The following is a 16,233-nucleotide window of genomic DNA, read 5'->3' as shown; positions in this document are numbered from 1 at the left end:
AGTTTTCCACTAGTTATCCACATTGGTTATTAACACCATTTTTTCTTTTTACCACTTGGCTTGGCCTACTTTTCAACAGAATTAACAGGGCCTACTACTATTACTAGGTTTTATTATTAATATATATATAAAGGAGTTTCCTTATGAAATTTTCAATTGATAAATCAAAATTTGTAAACAATATAAATACAGTCTTAAGAGCTATTAGTTCTAAAACAACTATTCCAATACTTTCAGGTATTTACTTAGATCTTAAATCTGAAGGATTAACAATTTCTGGTAGCGATGCTGATATTTCTATCACAACTTTCATTGATCAAAGTGATGCTGACAATAATCTAACAATTGAATCAACTGGTTCAATTGTTTTAACAGCTCGCTTCTTTAGTGAAATTATTAAAAAATTACCAGGTGATACATTATCAATTAATGTTTTAGATAATAAACAAACTATTATTTCTGCTGGTAAATCAGAATTTACAATTAACGGTATTGATGCAGTTAATTACCCACATTTACCTGAAGTTGCTACTGACAGTCAAATTACTCTATCAACAGAATTATTAAAAGAAGTTGTTAATCAAACAGTAATTGCGGTTTCTAATCAAGAAAGTCGTCCAATTCTTACAGGTGTTAACTTAAATATCAAAGAAGGTAACTTAAAAGCTGTTGCTACTGATAGTCATCGATTATCACAACGTAATGTTAAAATTGATAGTTCTAGTGACTATGATTTCATTATTCCAGGTAAGAGCTTGCTTGAATTAACTAGAACAATTAATGAAAATATCTCTGAAGTTAAAATGTCAATTTCAGAAAACCAAGTATTATTTAGTTTTGGTGATACATTATTTTACTCACGTTTACTAGAAGGAAATTATCCAGAAACAGATCGTTTAATTCCTGAAACATCTAATACGACAGTAACTTTTGATGCTTCTGCTTTATTAGCTTCGGTTGAACGTGCATCATTACTTTCACATGAAAGTCGTAATAATGTTATCCGTCTTCAAATTAGTTCAAACAATAATCTAATTACTATTTACGGTAATTCTCCAGAAGTTGGTACTGTTGAAGAAAATGTGCCATTTACAAATATTACTGGTGAAGATTTAGAAATTTCTTTCAATCCTGATTACTTAAAAGATTCACTTAAGGTGTTAGGCTCAACTGAAATTACTATGAAATTCACTTCACCATTACATCCATTTACAATCGAACCTCTAAATAATGATGAAGATTTCATTCAATTAATTACACCAGTTCGTACATACTAATTTAATTAAATAAAAAAAACTGCTGATTTCAGCAGTTTTTTTGTTTCTAAGTATATTTACCCCAAAATACTATTAATTGCCTTAAAAAGCTTATATGTCCCTTATAAGATTGTTTTTATAATTGAAAACGACTATAATATAAGAGAACGTTATTTACTATTTCGACCAAAAAAATGAGGTAAAAAATGCAAGAATTCGCACTTAATAAAGAATTTATTACGCTTGGTCAATTACTAAAAGAAGTTGGAGCTATTTCAACTGGTGGACAAGCAAAATATTTCTTACAAGAAAATGAAGTTTTTTTCAATGGTGAGCTCGAAAATCGTCGTGGAAAAAAAATCAGAGTTAACGATGAAGTGAAGGTTTTGGACAAAACAATTAAGATTGTTAGTCAATAATCATGTTCATCCAAAGTGTTGCTTTACATAATTTTCGTAATTACGAATCTTTACTTGTTGAGTTCTCACCAAATGTGAATGTTTTTATCGGAAAAAATGCGCAAGGAAAAACTAACTTGTTAGAAGCATTTTTTGTTTTAGCTTTGGCTAGAAGCCATCGAACTACTGACGATAAAGACTTAATTAGGTGGGATCAAGATTTTGCTAAAATCAACGCTAAAGTTGTTAAAGAATTGGGCAATGAAAAACTAGAATTAGTTGTTAGTAAAGCCGGTAAACGCGCTCGTATCAATAAACTAGAACAAAAGAAACTTTCTAATTATGTTGGTAATTTGAACATAGTTTTATTTGCTCCAGAAGATCTTAATTTGATCAAAGGTAACCCTACTCAAAGAAGACGATTCTTAGATATGGAAATAGGGCAGATTAGTCGAAGTTACTTAGCTAACTTCAGTCAGTTCAAGAAAATATTGCGTCAACGTAATAATTATTTGAAGCAACTTCAAAAAAGAAAAACGGATGACAAAATATATTTAGACGTATTGACTGAACAATTAGCAAAACTAGGCACAGAAATTATTGTTGAGCGACAAAGCTTTTTGAAAAAACTAGAAGCCTACATGCAAAAAGTTCATATAGGTCTTACTAATAATGAAGAAGCATTACGAATAACTTATTTAACAACTAGTTTTGATGATTCTTTAACAGAAAAGAATGATATTTATGAAAACCTAAAAGCTAATTATCAACAAAATTATGATAAGGAAATAAGAGCTGGGACAACATTATTTGGACCACAAAGAGATGATATTGCTTTTCTTATTAATAATCATAATGTAGCTGATTTTGGCTCACAAGGACAACAAAGAACGGTTGTTTTAAGTATCAAACTTGCGGAAGTTGAATTAATAAAAGGTGTAATTGGGGATTATCCAGTCTTATTACTAGATGATGTATTGTCTGAACTTGATGAAATTCGACAAACAAAGCTCTTAAAGGCAATTGAAGATAATATTCAAACTTTTATTACGACAACTAGCATTGAGGGAATTAATCGCGAAATAGTGAAAAATCCCAAAATTTATAACGTTGAAAATGGTCAAATTGTAAAAAAACTAGAAGAGGGAAGATAAAATGGCTGAAGATAAATCAAATATTTCTGATGAAGAATTAATTGAAGAAAAAGAAGAAAAAGCTAAAGAATATGATGCCAGTCAAATTCAAGTCCTAGAAGGACTTGAAGCTGTTCGTAAGCGTCCAGGTATGTACATTGGTACTACTGCTTCACAAGGACTACATCATTTAGTATGGGAAATTATCGATAATGGTATTGATGAAGCCTTAGCAGGTTTTGCTTCTAGAATTGATGTAGTAGTTGAAAAAGATAACAGTATAACTGTTACTGATGATGGTCGTGGTATTCCAGTTGATATCCAAGCAAAAACTGGTAAACCAGCTTTTGAAACTGTTTTTACTGTGCTTCATGCCGGTGGTAAATTCGGCGGTGGCGGTTATAAGGTTTCTGGTGGACTTCATGGGGTTGGGGCCTCAGTTGTTAATGCTTTATCTAAAACACTTGATGCCGTTGTTACTAAAGATGGAAAACAATATTACATTGATTTTGAATTAGGAAAAGTTAAGACACCAATGAAGGTTATTGGTGATGCTCCCGAACACGTACATGGTACTAAGGTGCATTTCGTTCCTGATGAAGATATCTTTACAGAAACAACTGTTTATGATGATAAAGTCTTAGTTACAAGAATTAGAGAATTAGCATTCTTAAATAAAGGTCTAAAGATTACCTTTAAAGATATGCGTCAAGAAAATCCAGAACTAACTGAATTCCACTATGAAGGTGGGATTAAGAGTTATGTTGAATTCATGAATGAGAACAAGGAAGTACTATTTCTTGAACCAATTTATGTTGAAGGACAACAAGACGGTATTAATGTTGAAGTAGCACTTCAATATACTAATGATTATCATTCAAATCTAATGACTTTTGCTAACAATATCCACACTTATGAAGGTGGAACACACGAATCAGGATTTAAGACTGCCTTAACTCGTGTAATCAATGACTATGCCAAAAAGAATTCAATTCTTAAAGGTGATGAGAAGTTGTCTGGTGATGATGTTCGTGAAGGAATGACTGCAGTTGTTTCTGTTAAACATCCTGATCCACAATTTGAAGGTCAAACTAAAACAAAACTTGGAAATTCTGATGCTCGTTCAGTAACTGATAAGACATTTAGTGATACTTTCATGCGTTTCATGATGGAAAATCCTACAGTTGCTAGACAAATTGTTGATAAGGGTAGCTTAGCTTCAAAAGCACGTTTAGCTGCTAAACGTGCTCGTGAAGTAACTCGTAAAAAATCAGGACTTGAAATTAGTAATTTACCTGGTAAATTGGCTGATAATTCAAGTAAAGATCCAGAAATTTCAGAATTATTCATCGTTGAGGGTGATTCCGCTGGAGGATCAGCTAAGTCTGGTCGTTCACGATTAACTCAAGCTATTTTGCCTATTCGAGGTAAGATTTTGAACGTTGAAAAAGCAAGTATGGATAAAATCCTCGCTAACGAAGAAATTCGTTCATTATTTACTGCTATGGGTACCGGTTTTGGTGAAGAGTTCAATGTTGAAAAAGCTCGTTACCACAAATTGATTCTAATGACCGATGCCGATGTCGATGGTGCTCATATCAGAACACTTCTATTGACACTTCTATACAGATATATGCGTCCAGTTGTAGAAGCGGGATATGTTTACGTTGCTAAACCACCTTTGTATCAAGTTCGCCAAGGTAAGATGATGAAATATATTGATTCTGATGAAGAACTTGATGAAGTTGTTGGTAGCTTACAACCGAGTCCTAAACCTGTAATTCAACGTTACAAAGGTCTTGGTGAAATGGACGCTGAACAATTATGGGAAACAACTATGGATCCAGAAAGACGTCGCTTAGATAGAGTTGAAATTAAAGACGCTGTTGAAGCTGACAAAGTATTTTCAATGTTAATGGGTGACAAAGTAGAACCAAGAAAAGAATTTATTGAAGAAAATGCTGTATTCGTAGCTAACTTGGACATATAGGAGGGGAATAGTAATGAGTGATGAATTAGATCAACGAATTAATACAATTGAATTATCAAAAACCATGCGTACCTCATTCTTGGACTATGCCATGAGTGTTATTGTTGCTCGTGCCTTGCCTGATGTTCGAGATGGTATGAAACCTGTTCATCGTCGTATTTTGTACGGAATGAATGAATTAGGTGTGACACCAGATAAACCTTATAAGAAATCAGCCCGTATTGTTGGTGATGTTATGGGTAAGTATCACCCCCACGGTGATAGTGCCATTTATGAATCAATGGTTCGTATGGCTCAAGATTTTAGTTACCGCTATCTACTTGTAGATGGTCATGGTAACTTCGGTTCAATTGATGGTGACCCTGCAGCTGCTATGCGTTATACCGAAGCTCGTATGAGTAAGATTACGCTAGAAATGTTACGAGACATCAACAAAGATACAATTGATTTCCAAGAAAACTATGATGGATCAGAACGTGAACCACGTGTGCTACCAGCAAGATTTCCTAATTTATTAGTTAATGGTGCTACAGGTATTGCTGTTGGTATGACGACTAATATTCCACCACATAATTTAAATGAAATTATCGATGCTATTCATATTTTGATGGATAATCCTGAAGCTACAACTGCTGACTTGATGAATGCAGTACCAGGACCAGACTTCCCAACGGGTGGTTTGGTTATGGGTAAATCAGGAATAAGAAAAGCCTACGAAACTGGAAAAGGTTCAATAATTTTACGTGCTAAAACAGAAGTGGAAACTTCAAAAACAGGACGTGAAAGAATTATTGTTACTGAACTTCCATATATGGTTAATAAAGCTCGTTTAGTTGAAAGAATTGCTGAATTAGCTCGTGACAAACGAGTTGAAGGAATTGTTGATCTAAATGATGAGTCAGACCGTGAAGGTATGCGCATTGTTATTGAAATTAGAAAAGATACAAGTGCAACGGTTGTTCTGAATAATCTATTCAAACAAACATCACTACAAACATCATTTGGGTTCAATATGGTAGCAATCGTGGAAGGTGCTCCTAAGTTACTTTCACTTAAAGATATGCTATTAAAATATATTGCCCATCAAGAAGAAGTTATTGAGCGTAGAACGAGATTTGATCTTAAAAAAGCTGAAGCTCGTGCTCATATCTTAGAAGGTTTAAGAATTGCCTTAGATCATATTGATGCCATTATCAAAGTGATTCGTGGTTCACAAACTTCAGAGATTGCTAAGAATTCTTTGATGGAACAATTCAAACTTTCTGATAAACAATCACAAGCTATTCTTGATATGCGTTTGGTTCGTTTGACAGGTCTTGAAAGAGACAAGGTTGAAGCTGAATATGATGAATTAGTTAAGAAAATTGCTGATTTGAAAGATATTTTGGCAAAACCAGAACGTATCGACAAAATCATTTATGAGGAACTTCTAGAAATCCAAGAAAAATTCGGTGACGAGAGACGTACTGAATTATTAGTTGGTGAAGTATTAAGTCTTGAAGATGAAGACCTAATTGAAGAAGAAAACATCTTAATTGTTCTTACTCATAATGGATATATTAAACGTCTATCTGCGGATGAGTTCAAAGTACAAAATCGTGGTGGTCGTGGTATTCAAGGAATGGGTATCCATGATGATGATTTCATTGAACATTTGATTTATACATCAACACATGATCAATTATTATTCTTTACCAACTCAGGTAAGGTTTATAAATCAAAAGGTTATGAGATACCAGAATATGGCCGTACAGCCAAAGGTATCCCAATCATTAACTTATTAGGTGTTGATTCTAATGAAAAAGTTCAGACTGTTATCAATATTCCTAAGGATTCTGATAATGATGAGAAATTCTTATTCTTTGTTACAGAACAAGGAACAGTTAAGAGAACTTCAGTTAACGAATTCCAAAATATTCGTACTAACGGATTGAGATCAATTACCTTAAAAGATGAAGATGAATTGAAAGATGTTTACCTAACAGATGGCAATCAAGTAATCTTTATTGGTACACACTTAGGATATGCAGTTACATTTAAAGAGACTGATGTCCGTGCTATGGGTAGAACTGCTTCAGGTGTCCGTGGTATTCGTCTAAGAGAAAACGATTATGTTATTGGATCGTCAATCTTGACTCCTGAATCAGAAGTATTGGTTATCTCTGAAAATGGATACGGTAAACGTACAAAAGCCTCTGAGTATCCTGTTAAGGGTCGTGGTGGTAAAGGTATCAAGACTGTGAATGTTACAGAAAAAAATGGTCCTCTTGCCGGATTAACTGTGGTAGAAGGTGATGAAGATATCATGCTTATTACTAATAAGGGTGTTATGATTCGATTCCATGCTAAGAACGTATCACAAACGGGACGTGCTACTTTAGGTGTTAGATTAATCAGAGTCGATGACGATGCTGTGGTATCTACAATGGCCAAAGTTGCAGCCGAAGAAGAACCAGAAGAAGTAGAAACAACAACTGAAACAGTTGAAAATGTTAATACATCAGAAGACGACAAATAATAGTTAAAAAATAATCATAAATGCGTAAATAGATATGTGTACTTAATTTAGTATCACGTGTCAGCGTATTTATGATTTTTTTGTAGAAAAAAAGTAAAAACTATGGTATCATTTTTTACTGTGAGTATTAGAACTTAAAGGTTCGTACTCCTTGTTCTTATTTAGTTAAGAACCATTAGACCAAGAGGAGGTGCCAAAATGGCAGCACATTACGAAATTACATATATCATTAAGACAGATCTTGATGATGCAGCTAAAACTGCAGTTGTTGATAAGTACGACAAGATTCTTAAAGACAACGGTGCTGAAATTATTGATTCAAAAGACTGGGAAAAACGTCACCTAGCTTACGATATCGCTAACTACAGTGAAGGTTTGTACCACATTGCAAACATCAACGCTGACGATACAAAAGCTACAAGTGAATTTGACCGTCTAGCTAAAATCGATGATTCAGTTCTTCGTCACATGATTGTTAAAATCGAAAAATAACACAATGTTTCACATGAAACATTTAACTAAGGAGGCAGATATTTATGATTAATAGAACAATATTAGTTGGTCGTCTGACACGTGACCCTGAACTAAGATATACTGCCAGTGGCGCAGCAGTTGGTAGTTTTACTATCGCTGTAAACCGTCAATTTACCAATGCCCAAGGTGAAAGGGAAGCAGACTTCATTAACTGTGTCATTTGGAGAAAAGCTGCAGAAAATTTTGCCAACTTTACTAAAAAAGGTTCATTAGTTGGAATTGATGGACGTTTGCAATCTAGATCTTATGATAACCAACAAGGTCAAAGAGTTTATGTTACTGAAGTAGTTGTCGATAACTTCTCATTACTTGAATCACGTTCAACAAGTGAGAACAGAACATCCTCAGCTCCTTCAGCACCAGCAAACAACACTAATAATTCTTTCAACAATAATAATGGACAAACAACACCAACAAGCAAGCCTGAAAATTCATTTGAACAAAAGACAGATCCATTTGCAGATAATAGTCAACCGATTGATATCTCTGATGATGATTTGCCATTTTAATTTCAGTGCTTCTATTATAGGAGGATAAACACATGGCTCAACAACAAAGACGTGGCGGTGGTGGACGTAGACGCCGTAAGGTAGACTACATCGCAGCTAACCACATTGATTACATCGACTACAAGAATACAGAATTACTACAAAGATTTATTTCTGAAAGTGGTAAGATCTTACCTCGTCGTGTAACAGGTACAAGTGCTAAGAACCAAAGAAAACTTACTACAGCTATCAAACGTGCTAGAATCATGGCACTATTGCCATTCGTTGCAGAAGGTTAATTATAAATATTAAAAAGGATTGTACATTTGTACAATCCTTTTTATATGCCATCAGATATATCAATTTATGTTAAAATTATAAAGTATATATAGGAAAAAATGGGGTCACTCATGAATAAATTTTTAGAAAAACATAATTTGAATTTACTGAGAAATTCACCGTCATTACTATGGTCAGTTATTATAATTTTTAGTATAACTGTGATTTCTGCCGTAATTGGATTATTTGTTAATAATTTAATAGGAGTTATTTTATCAGCTATTAGTTTCTTAATGGCTTTTGTTAGTGTCTACTTCTACTACCTTATGGAGAAGAGTATTAAACATATAGCTTCTGATATATCGTATCGTTTAAGTCGCGGTGAACAAGAAGCGGTTGTTAATATGCCTTTGGGAATTGCTTTATACGATAACTATGGAAAAATTCAATGGGTCAATCCAAGATTTCAAAGCTTCTTCGCTGATCAAGATTTAATTGATGTTAAATTAAAAGATCTAAGTGCAGATCTTGGCGAAATGACTAGTTCAGAAGACTTTGGCGATGTTGTAGAAATCAGTATTAATGATGAAGGGTATCAAGCTTTCGTTAATTCAGAATTAAAAGCAGTATATTTGTATAGTATTTCTAAATATAATAAAATTGCGAAGAATTTTGAAGCAACACGTATTTCAATTGGACAAATATTTATAGATAATTATGATGAAGTTACTCAAAATATGTCTGATCGTACTAGATCAAACTTAAATAACTTCGTTACTAATCAACTTACCAATTGGTCTAATAAATATAATTTCTATCTTAAGCGTTTGAGTGCAGACCGTTATTTCTTCATTTCATATATGAAAGATTTGAAGGCTGTAGAAGATAATGGATTTAGTATTCTAGATACGATTCGTGAAGAAACATTAAAACAAAACTCACCATTAACATTAAGTGTTGGTATTTCTTACGGTACTGATGACTTGATCGACTTAGCAAGACAAGCTCAAAGTAATCTAGATCTTGCATTGGGACGTGGTGGTGATCAAGTTGTTATTAAGTCTGAAGATGATAAAGCACGTTTCTTTGGTGGTAAATCTAATCCTCTTGAAAAACGTACTCGAGTTCGTGCACGTATGATAAGTCAGGCATTACAAGAAGTGCTTATTAATTCTGATAAAGTTTTTGTAATGGGACATCAACGATCAGATATGGATTCTTTTGGTGCTAGTTTAGGAATTCGTAAGATTGCTGAAATGAATGGTAAAGAATGTTCGATCGTTTTTAATGAATCTAATATTCATACCGACGTTAAGAGGTTGCGAGAGGAGCTACGAGAGGACAAAGAAATCGATAAGAGCATCATTAGTATTGAACAAGCTAATGAGCAGTTCGATGACAACAGTCTATTAATTCTTGTGGATCACTCAAAACAAAGTATGTCGATAAACCCTGATTTAATCGATAAAGCTAACGGTCGCATTGTATTGGTCGATCACCATCGTAGAGGAGAAGAGTTCCCTGCTAACATGATGCTTGCCTACATTGAACCATATGCTTCATCAACATGTGAATTAGTTACAGAAATGCTCGAGTATCAACCAAAAGAAAATACTAAGATAAGTAAAATAGAAGCAACAGCAATGCTTGCAGGTATTACTGTTGATACCAAGTCATTCTCATTAAGAACTGGTACAAGAACGTTTGATGCAGCTAGTTACTTACGTTCAATTGGGGCTAGTGAGCTTAAAGTTCAAGAGTTACTTAAAGAAAATATCGATGATTTCATTAAAAAGAATAAATTAATCGAATCTGTTGAAATGTTTAATGATAAGGTTGCAATTTGTGTTGCTGATGATGATATTTATGATTCAGTTATTGTTGCGCAAGCTGCAGATACATTGCTATCATTAAGTGATATTGAGGCTTCATTTGTTGTTGCTCGTCGTTCTGACAAGGTTGTCGGGATTTCTGCACGTAGTCTAGGATCAATTAATGTTCAAGTAACGATGGAGAAGATGGGTGGCGGTGGCCATTTATCAAATGCTGCTACTCAAATTGAGAGTGTTAATACAAAAGAAGTTGCAGAACAACTTAAAGAAATACTAAATAATTAGAAGTAGGAAGGTAATAAAATGAAGGTTATTTTCTTAGAAGATGTTAAAGGCAAAGGAAAAAAAGGCCAAGTTAAAGATGTTGCTGATGGATATGCACAAAACTTTTTAATCAAGAATGGTAAGGCCAAAGTGGCTAATTCACAGGCTATTAGTGAAGTTGCTGGTAAACAAAAAAAGGCAGCAAAGTTACAAGCTGAAGATTTACAAGAAGCTAAAGATCTAAAAGATAAAATTGAAGATGAAAAAACAATTGTTGAAATCAAGTCAAAAGCAGGTGATGACAGCAGATTGTTTGGCTCAATTCCTAGTAAACAAATCGCTGAATCATTGAAACAACAGTTTAATCTTGAAGTCGATAAAAGAAAGATTGAATTGAAAGAACCGATCCGTGTCTTGGGGTATACTAACGTTAAAGTGAAATTACATAATGATGTAATGGCTACAATTCGTGTGCATGTGATAACTGAGTAATAATAAAGAGGGAATACCTACTATGAGTAATGATTTTGGTAATAGAATGCCACCTAGTGACAAAGCTGCAGAACAGTCAGTCCTAGGTGCGATATTCTTGAGTTCTGGGGCGTTTATTGATGCTATTGAATATTTACTCCCGGAAGACTTCTATCAACGTGCTAATCAGCTTATATTCAAAGCTATGATGGTTTTGAATGAAAAAGATGAAGCAATTGATACAGTAACAATCGTTAATGAATTAAATAAGAATAATGAATTAGAAGATGTTGGTGGACCAAGTTACATTGCTGAATTAGCAGAAGCTGTACCTACAGCATCTAACGTGGCTTATTACGCCAAGATCGTTAAAAATAAGGCCATCTTACGTAATCTTATTCAAACAGCTTCAGACATTGTTACTGAAGGGTTTGATGAGAACGAAGACATTGATGCTATCTTAGAAAACGCGGAAAGAAACATTATGAATGTTTCTGAAGATGTTAAACAGGGTGGTTTCAAGAAGATTGCTGATGTTGTTGGTGAATCATTAACTGAAATTGAAGAATTAGCTAATAACAAATCTGAAGTTACTGGGTTATCAACAGGTTTCAAGGAATTAGATAAGATAACAACAGGACTACATGATGATGAGCTTGTTATTTTAGCTGCCCGTCCTGCTGTTGGTAAAACAGCATTTGCGTTAAATATCGTACAAAATGTTGCTACCAAGAGCAAAGGGACAGCTGCAGTATTTTCTTTAGAAATGAGTGCTGATCAATTAGTTAATCGTATGCTTTGCTCTGAAGGAAGCATTGACGCTAACCATTTGAGAACTGGTCAACTTGACGAGAATGAATGGAAGAATTTGATTGTAGCCATGGGGAGTTTATCAAAAACAGATGTTTATATTGATGATACCCCAGGTATTAAAATTGCTGAAATTCGTGCAAAATGTCGTCGTTTAGCTAAAGAAACAGGTAATTTAGATTTAATAATTATTGATTACCTTCAATTAATTGAAGGTACAGGCCAAGAGAATAGACAACAAGAGGTTTCAGCGATTTCTCGTTCTTTGAAACAACTTGCTAAAGAGCTACATGTTCCTGTTATTGCTCTTTCTCAACTATCTCGTGGAGTTGAACAAAGACAAGATAAAAGACCGGTTCTTTCTGATATCCGTGAATCTGGATCCATTGAGCAAGATGCTGATATTGTTGCTTTCTTATATCGTGATGATTATTACGATGATAAAGAAGGTGATGACGATGATGAGCCAGAACAATCTGGAAACCAAGATGTTGGTGAAGTTGAAGTTATCATTAGTAAGAACCGTTCAGGTCCTCGTGGAACAGTGAAGTTACTATTTGTTAAGTCTTATAACAAATTCTCAAACATAGCTACTTATGCGGAATAATTCGCATTTAAATAGCTTTTTTATTTTTAAATAAAATAATGTTCGGAAATATTGAGAAAAGTATTTATTCATGGTAAAGTTATTTCGGATATAAAGGAGGATTTTATGAGTTCAATTGTTATTGTAGGTAGTCAATGGGGAGACGAAGGAAAAGGTAAGATCACAGACTTTTTAGGTGAACAAGCTAATATTATTGCTCGTTACCAAGGTGGGGATAATGCTGGTCATACGCTTGAAGTAGAAGGGAAAGTGTATAAGTTACGTTTGATTCCCTCAGGAATACTTTATCAAGACAAAACAACCGTTATTGGAAATGGTGTTGTTATCAATCCGGAATCACTTGTAGTTGAATTGAAGAAATTAAAGGAGCAAGGAATTGATACTTCTAATTTGAAGATTTCAAACCGTGCCCATGTTATTTTCCCTTATCATATTAAGGAAGATGAATTACAAGAAGCCGCTAAAGGTGATGATAAGATTGGAACAACCAATCGTGGAATAGGTCCTGCTTACATGGACAAAGCTTCGCGTACTGGTATCAGAGTTGCTGAATTAATTAATCCTACTATTTTTAAAGAGAAATTAAGAATAGCTTTAGATAGAAAAAACAAAGAATTTATTGATCTATATCAAAGTCAACCGCTTGATTTTGATGAAATATATACTAAATACAGTGAATATGCTGCTTTGATTAAAGACATGGTAGTAGATACTTCAGTTGTTTTAAATGAAGCCATCGATAACAAAGAAAACGTATTATTTGAAGGTGCCCAAGGAATAATGTTGGATATTGACCAAGGGACATATCCATACGTTACATCTTCAAACCCTGCTGCCGGAGTATCAATTGGAGCTGGTGTTGGTCCCAATAAAATCGATCGAGTTGTCGGCGTAGTAAAAGCCTATACTTCTCGAGTTGGTGATGGACCATTCCCAACACAACTAGATGATGCTACCGGTGACTACATCAGAACGCGTGGTCATGAATACGGTACTGTTACAAAACGTCCACGTCGTGTAGGTTGGTTAGATACTGTTGTGTTACGTCATGCATTCCGTGTTTCAGGGGTTACTGATATTGCGCTTAATGTATTAGATGTCTTAACTGGTATCGATAGTATTAAAATATGTACTGCATATGAACTAGATGGAAAAGAAATAAACTATTATCCAGCTACTGTTGATGAATTAATTAAATGTAAACCTGTATATACTGAAGTCCCTGGTTGGACAGAAGATATTACTAATGTTAAAAATTACGAAGATTTACCAATAAACGCTAAGAAATACTTAGAAACACTAGAGAAACTTACTAATGCTCGAATCGCAACAGTGTCGGTGGGACCTAATCGTTCTCAAACATTATTGAAAGCAAATGTTTGGGATAATTAGTCGTTTCACGTGAAACTATATTACCCGGGAAATATATTATTATGATTTTTTAGCTTAATGTACTATTATTAAGTTATTAAAAAAATATAAGGGGTGTGAAGTATGGCTTTTGCAGATGAATTTGTGGAACGTAGGATGCTTAAATTTGCTTGTTATAAATGTGATCATCCGGCAATGTTAATTACCAAGAAAGAAGAACTTGAAGTAAATGAAGATGGTTCAAAGAAATATAAAGTTGAACTAGCTTGTCCAAGATGCAAAGCAACAGATGAATTCATCTTAAATGATGGAGCAGAAGATGTGGCTGGAATTGCATTGAATGCTAAAAAAGAACCAGATTTGAATAAAGTTATATAAAAAAAGAAGCAGAAATTATTCTGCTTCTTTTTTATTGCGTGTTTTATTAATCTCGGCACGAATAGATTGATATACTTCATCTGTTTTTTTGCCACTTCGAACAGCAATCATCATGAAGAGACTGTCAATAATACTCATTTGAGCAATTAATGCATGTAGGGCATCAACGCGGAAATTCTTTTCTTCTGAAATAGATAATAAAGTGAAAGTTGCATATTTAGTAATAGCGGAATTTCCAAAACTGGTGATCACAATCATTGGCACTGAATTATCATGTAATACTTTTGCTATTTCTAAAATATCTTTATTCTCGCCCGAGTGAGAAATGATAATTGCACAATCTCGTTCTTGAAGTCGAGTAGCCTGCATTAGTTGCATATGGTAGTCAGTTGCGTGAGTTACATTTGTAGCAGTTCTCAATAATTTGTGATAACCGTTTTGGGCTACAATTTCAGAAGCACCTAGACCGAATAGAGCGACAACATTTGAATTAATAATGCAGGAAACTGCTTGTTCAAGACTTTTTTCATCTAATAGGGCAATAGTAGAGTTAAGGGCCGCAATGTTTGCTGAAAAAGTTTTTTGAGCAATTTCTAGATATGAGTCATCTTTATCAATCCCATGATAGATAGGGAAATTAATCTTTCGATTCAATAACGCTAATTTCAATGATTGGAAGTTCTTAAGGTTCAAAATTTTTACAAAGCGAGAAATCGTTGCCGGAGAGACATCACAATCTTTGGCTAGACGTTGAATTGATAAATTCTCATCAAACTGATTATTTAATAAGAAATCTGCTATCTGTAAGTATTTACCGTTTAAGCTGTCGTAATATGACTTAATTAGGGAATCTATTTTTTCTACCATTATTCTGTCCATTCGTTAATTAGTATAGTTATATAGTACATGAAAAACTTTTTCCTGTAAACGCTTGCAATGTGAAAAACTTTTTCATATAATGTTTTTGTGCTTAAAAAGAATTATGCAAAGAGGAAATATTAATGAAAATAGCTATGATTGGTTTAGGCAAGATGGGTTTGAATCTTGTAGAGAATCTTTTAAGAAATAATAATGAAGTTGTTGCCTTCGACTTAAATAAGGAATCAGTTGCTAAAGCTGGACAATTAGGTGCTGCAACTGCAACTGATTTAGATGATGTATTGAATCAACTAGATACACCTAAGATTGTTTGGAGTATGTTACCTGCTGGCAAGCCAACTGATGAAACAATCAATACACTAGCTCAAAAAATGAGCTCAGGAGATATTTTGATTGATGGTGGTAATTCATTCTTCGAAGATTCACTTCGCCATAATGAAATATTGAAAGAAAAGAACATTAACTTCTTTGATGCTGGAACATCTGGTGGAATGAGTGGTGCTAACAAAGATGGGAACTTCATGATCGGTGGAGATTCTAAAGAAGTCTTTGATAAGTATCTTAAACCTGTATTTGAAGGAATTGCTCAAAAAGATGGGTACCTATATACAGGTAAGGCTGGTTCAGGTCATTACTTGAAGATGGTACATAATGGGATTGAATATGGAATGATGCAAGCTATTGCGGAAGGTTTCGATGTTCTAGAACACGGTCAATTCGATTATGATAATGAAGCTGTTGCTAAAGTTTGGAGTAATGGTTCAGTTATTCGCGGTTGGTTGATGGAATTAGCACAATCAGCATTTTCTAAAGATGCAAAACTTGATGAAATTAAAGGGGTTATGCATTCATCAGGTGAAGGTAAATGGACATTAGAAGAAGCGTTGAAATTACAGGTGCCAACACCAGTTATTTCAGCTTCAATTATGATGCGTTATCGCTCAATGGAAGATGATACTTTCACTGGTAAAGTGGTAGCTGCTTTGAGAAATGAATTCGGTGGACATGCCGTAGATAAGAAATAG

At 34.1% G+C, this 16,233-nt stretch carries 15 protein-coding genes; 14 read left to right on the top strand and 1 reads right to left on the bottom strand.

Annotated elements, in window-relative coordinates:
- The first annotated feature begins 143 nt into the window (after positions 1-143).
- The 13 genes from dnaN (at position 144) to RD055328_RS06830 (ending at position 14,329) form a co-directional block, all read left to right on the top strand.
- A complete protein-coding gene (gene dnaN, locus RD055328_RS06890; protein ID WP_244088057.1) occupies positions 144-1,277 on the top strand; it encodes a DNA polymerase III subunit beta in 1,134 nt (377 codons plus the stop codon).
- A 185-nt stretch (positions 1,278-1,462) separates the two neighbouring features.
- Positions 1,463-1,675, top strand: coding sequence for a S4 domain-containing protein YaaA (yaaA, locus tag RD055328_RS06885; protein WP_244088056.1), 213 nt, complete (start codon positions 1,463-1,465; stop codon positions 1,673-1,675).
- Between the two features lie 2 nt (positions 1,676-1,677).
- Positions 1,678-2,808 (top strand): DNA replication/repair protein RecF, encoded by a 1,131-nt coding sequence (gene recF, locus RD055328_RS06880; RefSeq protein ID WP_244088055.1) that lies wholly within the window; start codon positions 1,678-1,680, stop codon positions 2,806-2,808.
- Position 2,809: 1 nt separating this feature from the next.
- A complete protein-coding gene (gyrB, locus tag RD055328_RS06875) occupies positions 2,810-4,777 on the top strand; it encodes a DNA topoisomerase subunit B (protein WP_375708071.1) in 1,968 nt (655 codons plus the stop codon).
- A 13-nt stretch (positions 4,778-4,790) separates the two neighbouring features.
- A complete protein-coding gene (gene gyrA, locus RD055328_RS06870) occupies positions 4,791-7,295 on the top strand; it encodes a DNA gyrase subunit A (protein ID WP_244088054.1) in 2,505 nt (834 codons plus the stop codon).
- Positions 7,296-7,493: 198 nt separating this feature from the next.
- Entirely contained in the window at positions 7,494-7,787 is a 294-nt protein-coding gene (rpsF, locus tag RD055328_RS06865; protein WP_244088053.1) for a 30S ribosomal protein S6, read from the top strand.
- A gap of 44 nt (positions 7,788-7,831) precedes the next feature.
- On the top strand, positions 7,832-8,338 hold the full coding sequence (ssb, locus tag RD055328_RS06860; RefSeq protein ID WP_244088052.1) for a single-stranded DNA-binding protein: 507 nt from the start codon (positions 7,832-7,834) through the stop codon (positions 8,336-8,338).
- Positions 8,339-8,370: 32 nt separating this feature from the next.
- Positions 8,371-8,616, top strand: coding sequence for a 30S ribosomal protein S18 (rpsR, locus tag RD055328_RS06855; protein ID WP_244088051.1), 246 nt, complete (start codon positions 8,371-8,373; stop codon positions 8,614-8,616).
- Between the two features lie 111 nt (positions 8,617-8,727).
- Positions 8,728-10,713 carry a DHH family phosphoesterase gene (locus tag RD055328_RS06850; RefSeq protein WP_244088050.1) on the top strand — a complete coding sequence of 662 codons (1,986 nt, stop codon included), beginning with the start codon at positions 8,728-8,730 and terminating at the stop codon, positions 10,711-10,713.
- 18 nt (positions 10,714-10,731) lie between these two features.
- Entirely contained in the window at positions 10,732-11,184 is a 453-nt protein-coding gene (gene rplI / locus RD055328_RS06845; RefSeq protein ID WP_244088049.1) for a 50S ribosomal protein L9, read from the top strand.
- 22 nt (positions 11,185-11,206) lie between these two features.
- Positions 11,207-12,580 (top strand): replicative DNA helicase, encoded by a 1,374-nt coding sequence (gene dnaB, locus RD055328_RS06840; protein ID WP_244088048.1) that lies wholly within the window; start codon positions 11,207-11,209, stop codon positions 12,578-12,580.
- 105 nt (positions 12,581-12,685) lie between these two features.
- Positions 12,686-13,972: an adenylosuccinate synthase gene (locus tag RD055328_RS06835; RefSeq protein ID WP_244088047.1), complete on the top strand. Its 1,287-nt coding sequence runs from the start codon at positions 12,686-12,688 to the stop codon at positions 13,970-13,972.
- Positions 13,973-14,074: 102 nt separating this feature from the next.
- Positions 14,075-14,329, top strand: coding sequence for a hypothetical protein (locus tag RD055328_RS06830; protein ID WP_244088046.1), 255 nt, complete (start codon positions 14,075-14,077; stop codon positions 14,327-14,329).
- Between the two features lie 15 nt (positions 14,330-14,344).
- Here RD055328_RS06830 and RD055328_RS06825 read toward each other — a convergent pair whose 3' ends face one another.
- Entirely contained in the window at positions 14,345-15,196 is an 852-nt protein-coding gene (locus tag RD055328_RS06825; protein ID WP_244088045.1) for a MurR/RpiR family transcriptional regulator, read from the bottom strand.
- Between the two features lie 134 nt (positions 15,197-15,330).
- Here RD055328_RS06825 and gnd point away from each other — a divergent pair, with 134 nt between their 5' ends.
- Positions 15,331-16,233 (top strand): phosphogluconate dehydrogenase (NAD(+)-dependent, decarboxylating), encoded by a 903-nt coding sequence (gene gnd / locus RD055328_RS06820; protein ID WP_244088044.1) that lies wholly within the window; start codon positions 15,331-15,333, stop codon positions 16,231-16,233.

The organism is Companilactobacillus sp. RD055328, assembly GCF_022835675.1.
Taxonomy (GTDB): Bacteria; Bacillota; Bacilli; order Lactobacillales; family Lactobacillaceae; genus BQUT01.
Note: the sequence above shows the minus strand (reverse complement) of the source record. Positions and strands in the feature narration are given on the sequence as shown.

Bases quoted from the DNA above. Each gene is read 5' to 3' on its own strand.
- RD055328_RS06835 (WP_244088047.1), top strand. From the start codon at position 12,686: ATGAGTTCAATTGTTATTGTAGGTAGTCAATGGGGAGACGAAGGAAAA.
- RD055328_RS06830 (WP_244088046.1), top strand. From the start codon at position 14,075: ATGGCTTTTGCAGATGAATTTGTGGAACGTAGGATGCTTAAATTTGCT.
- RD055328_RS06825 (WP_244088045.1), bottom strand. From the start codon at position 15,196: ATGGTAGAAAAAATAGATTCCCTAATTAAGTCATATTACGACAGCTTA.
- dnaN (WP_244088057.1), top strand. From the start codon at position 144: ATGAAATTTTCAATTGATAAATCAAAATTTGTAAACAATATAAATACA.
- rpsR (WP_244088051.1), top strand. From the start codon at position 8,371: ATGGCTCAACAACAAAGACGTGGCGGTGGTGGACGTAGACGCCGTAAG.
- ssb (WP_244088052.1), top strand. From the start codon at position 7,832: ATGATTAATAGAACAATATTAGTTGGTCGTCTGACACGTGACCCTGAA.
- rplI (WP_244088049.1), top strand. From the start codon at position 10,732: ATGAAGGTTATTTTCTTAGAAGATGTTAAAGGCAAAGGAAAAAAAGGC.
- RD055328_RS06850 (WP_244088050.1), top strand. From the start codon at position 8,728: ATGAATAAATTTTTAGAAAAACATAATTTGAATTTACTGAGAAATTCA.
- recF (WP_244088055.1), top strand. From the start codon at position 1,678: ATGTTCATCCAAAGTGTTGCTTTACATAATTTTCGTAATTACGAATCT.
- rpsF (WP_244088053.1), top strand. From the start codon at position 7,494: ATGGCAGCACATTACGAAATTACATATATCATTAAGACAGATCTTGAT.
- yaaA (WP_244088056.1), top strand. From the start codon at position 1,463: ATGCAAGAATTCGCACTTAATAAAGAATTTATTACGCTTGGTCAATTA.
- dnaB (WP_244088048.1), top strand. From the start codon at position 11,207: ATGAGTAATGATTTTGGTAATAGAATGCCACCTAGTGACAAAGCTGCA.
- gnd (WP_244088044.1), top strand. From the start codon at position 15,331: ATGAAAATAGCTATGATTGGTTTAGGCAAGATGGGTTTGAATCTTGTA.
- gyrB (WP_375708071.1), top strand. From the start codon at position 2,810: ATGGCTGAAGATAAATCAAATATTTCTGATGAAGAATTAATTGAAGAA.
- gyrA (WP_244088054.1), top strand. From the start codon at position 4,791: ATGAGTGATGAATTAGATCAACGAATTAATACAATTGAATTATCAAAA.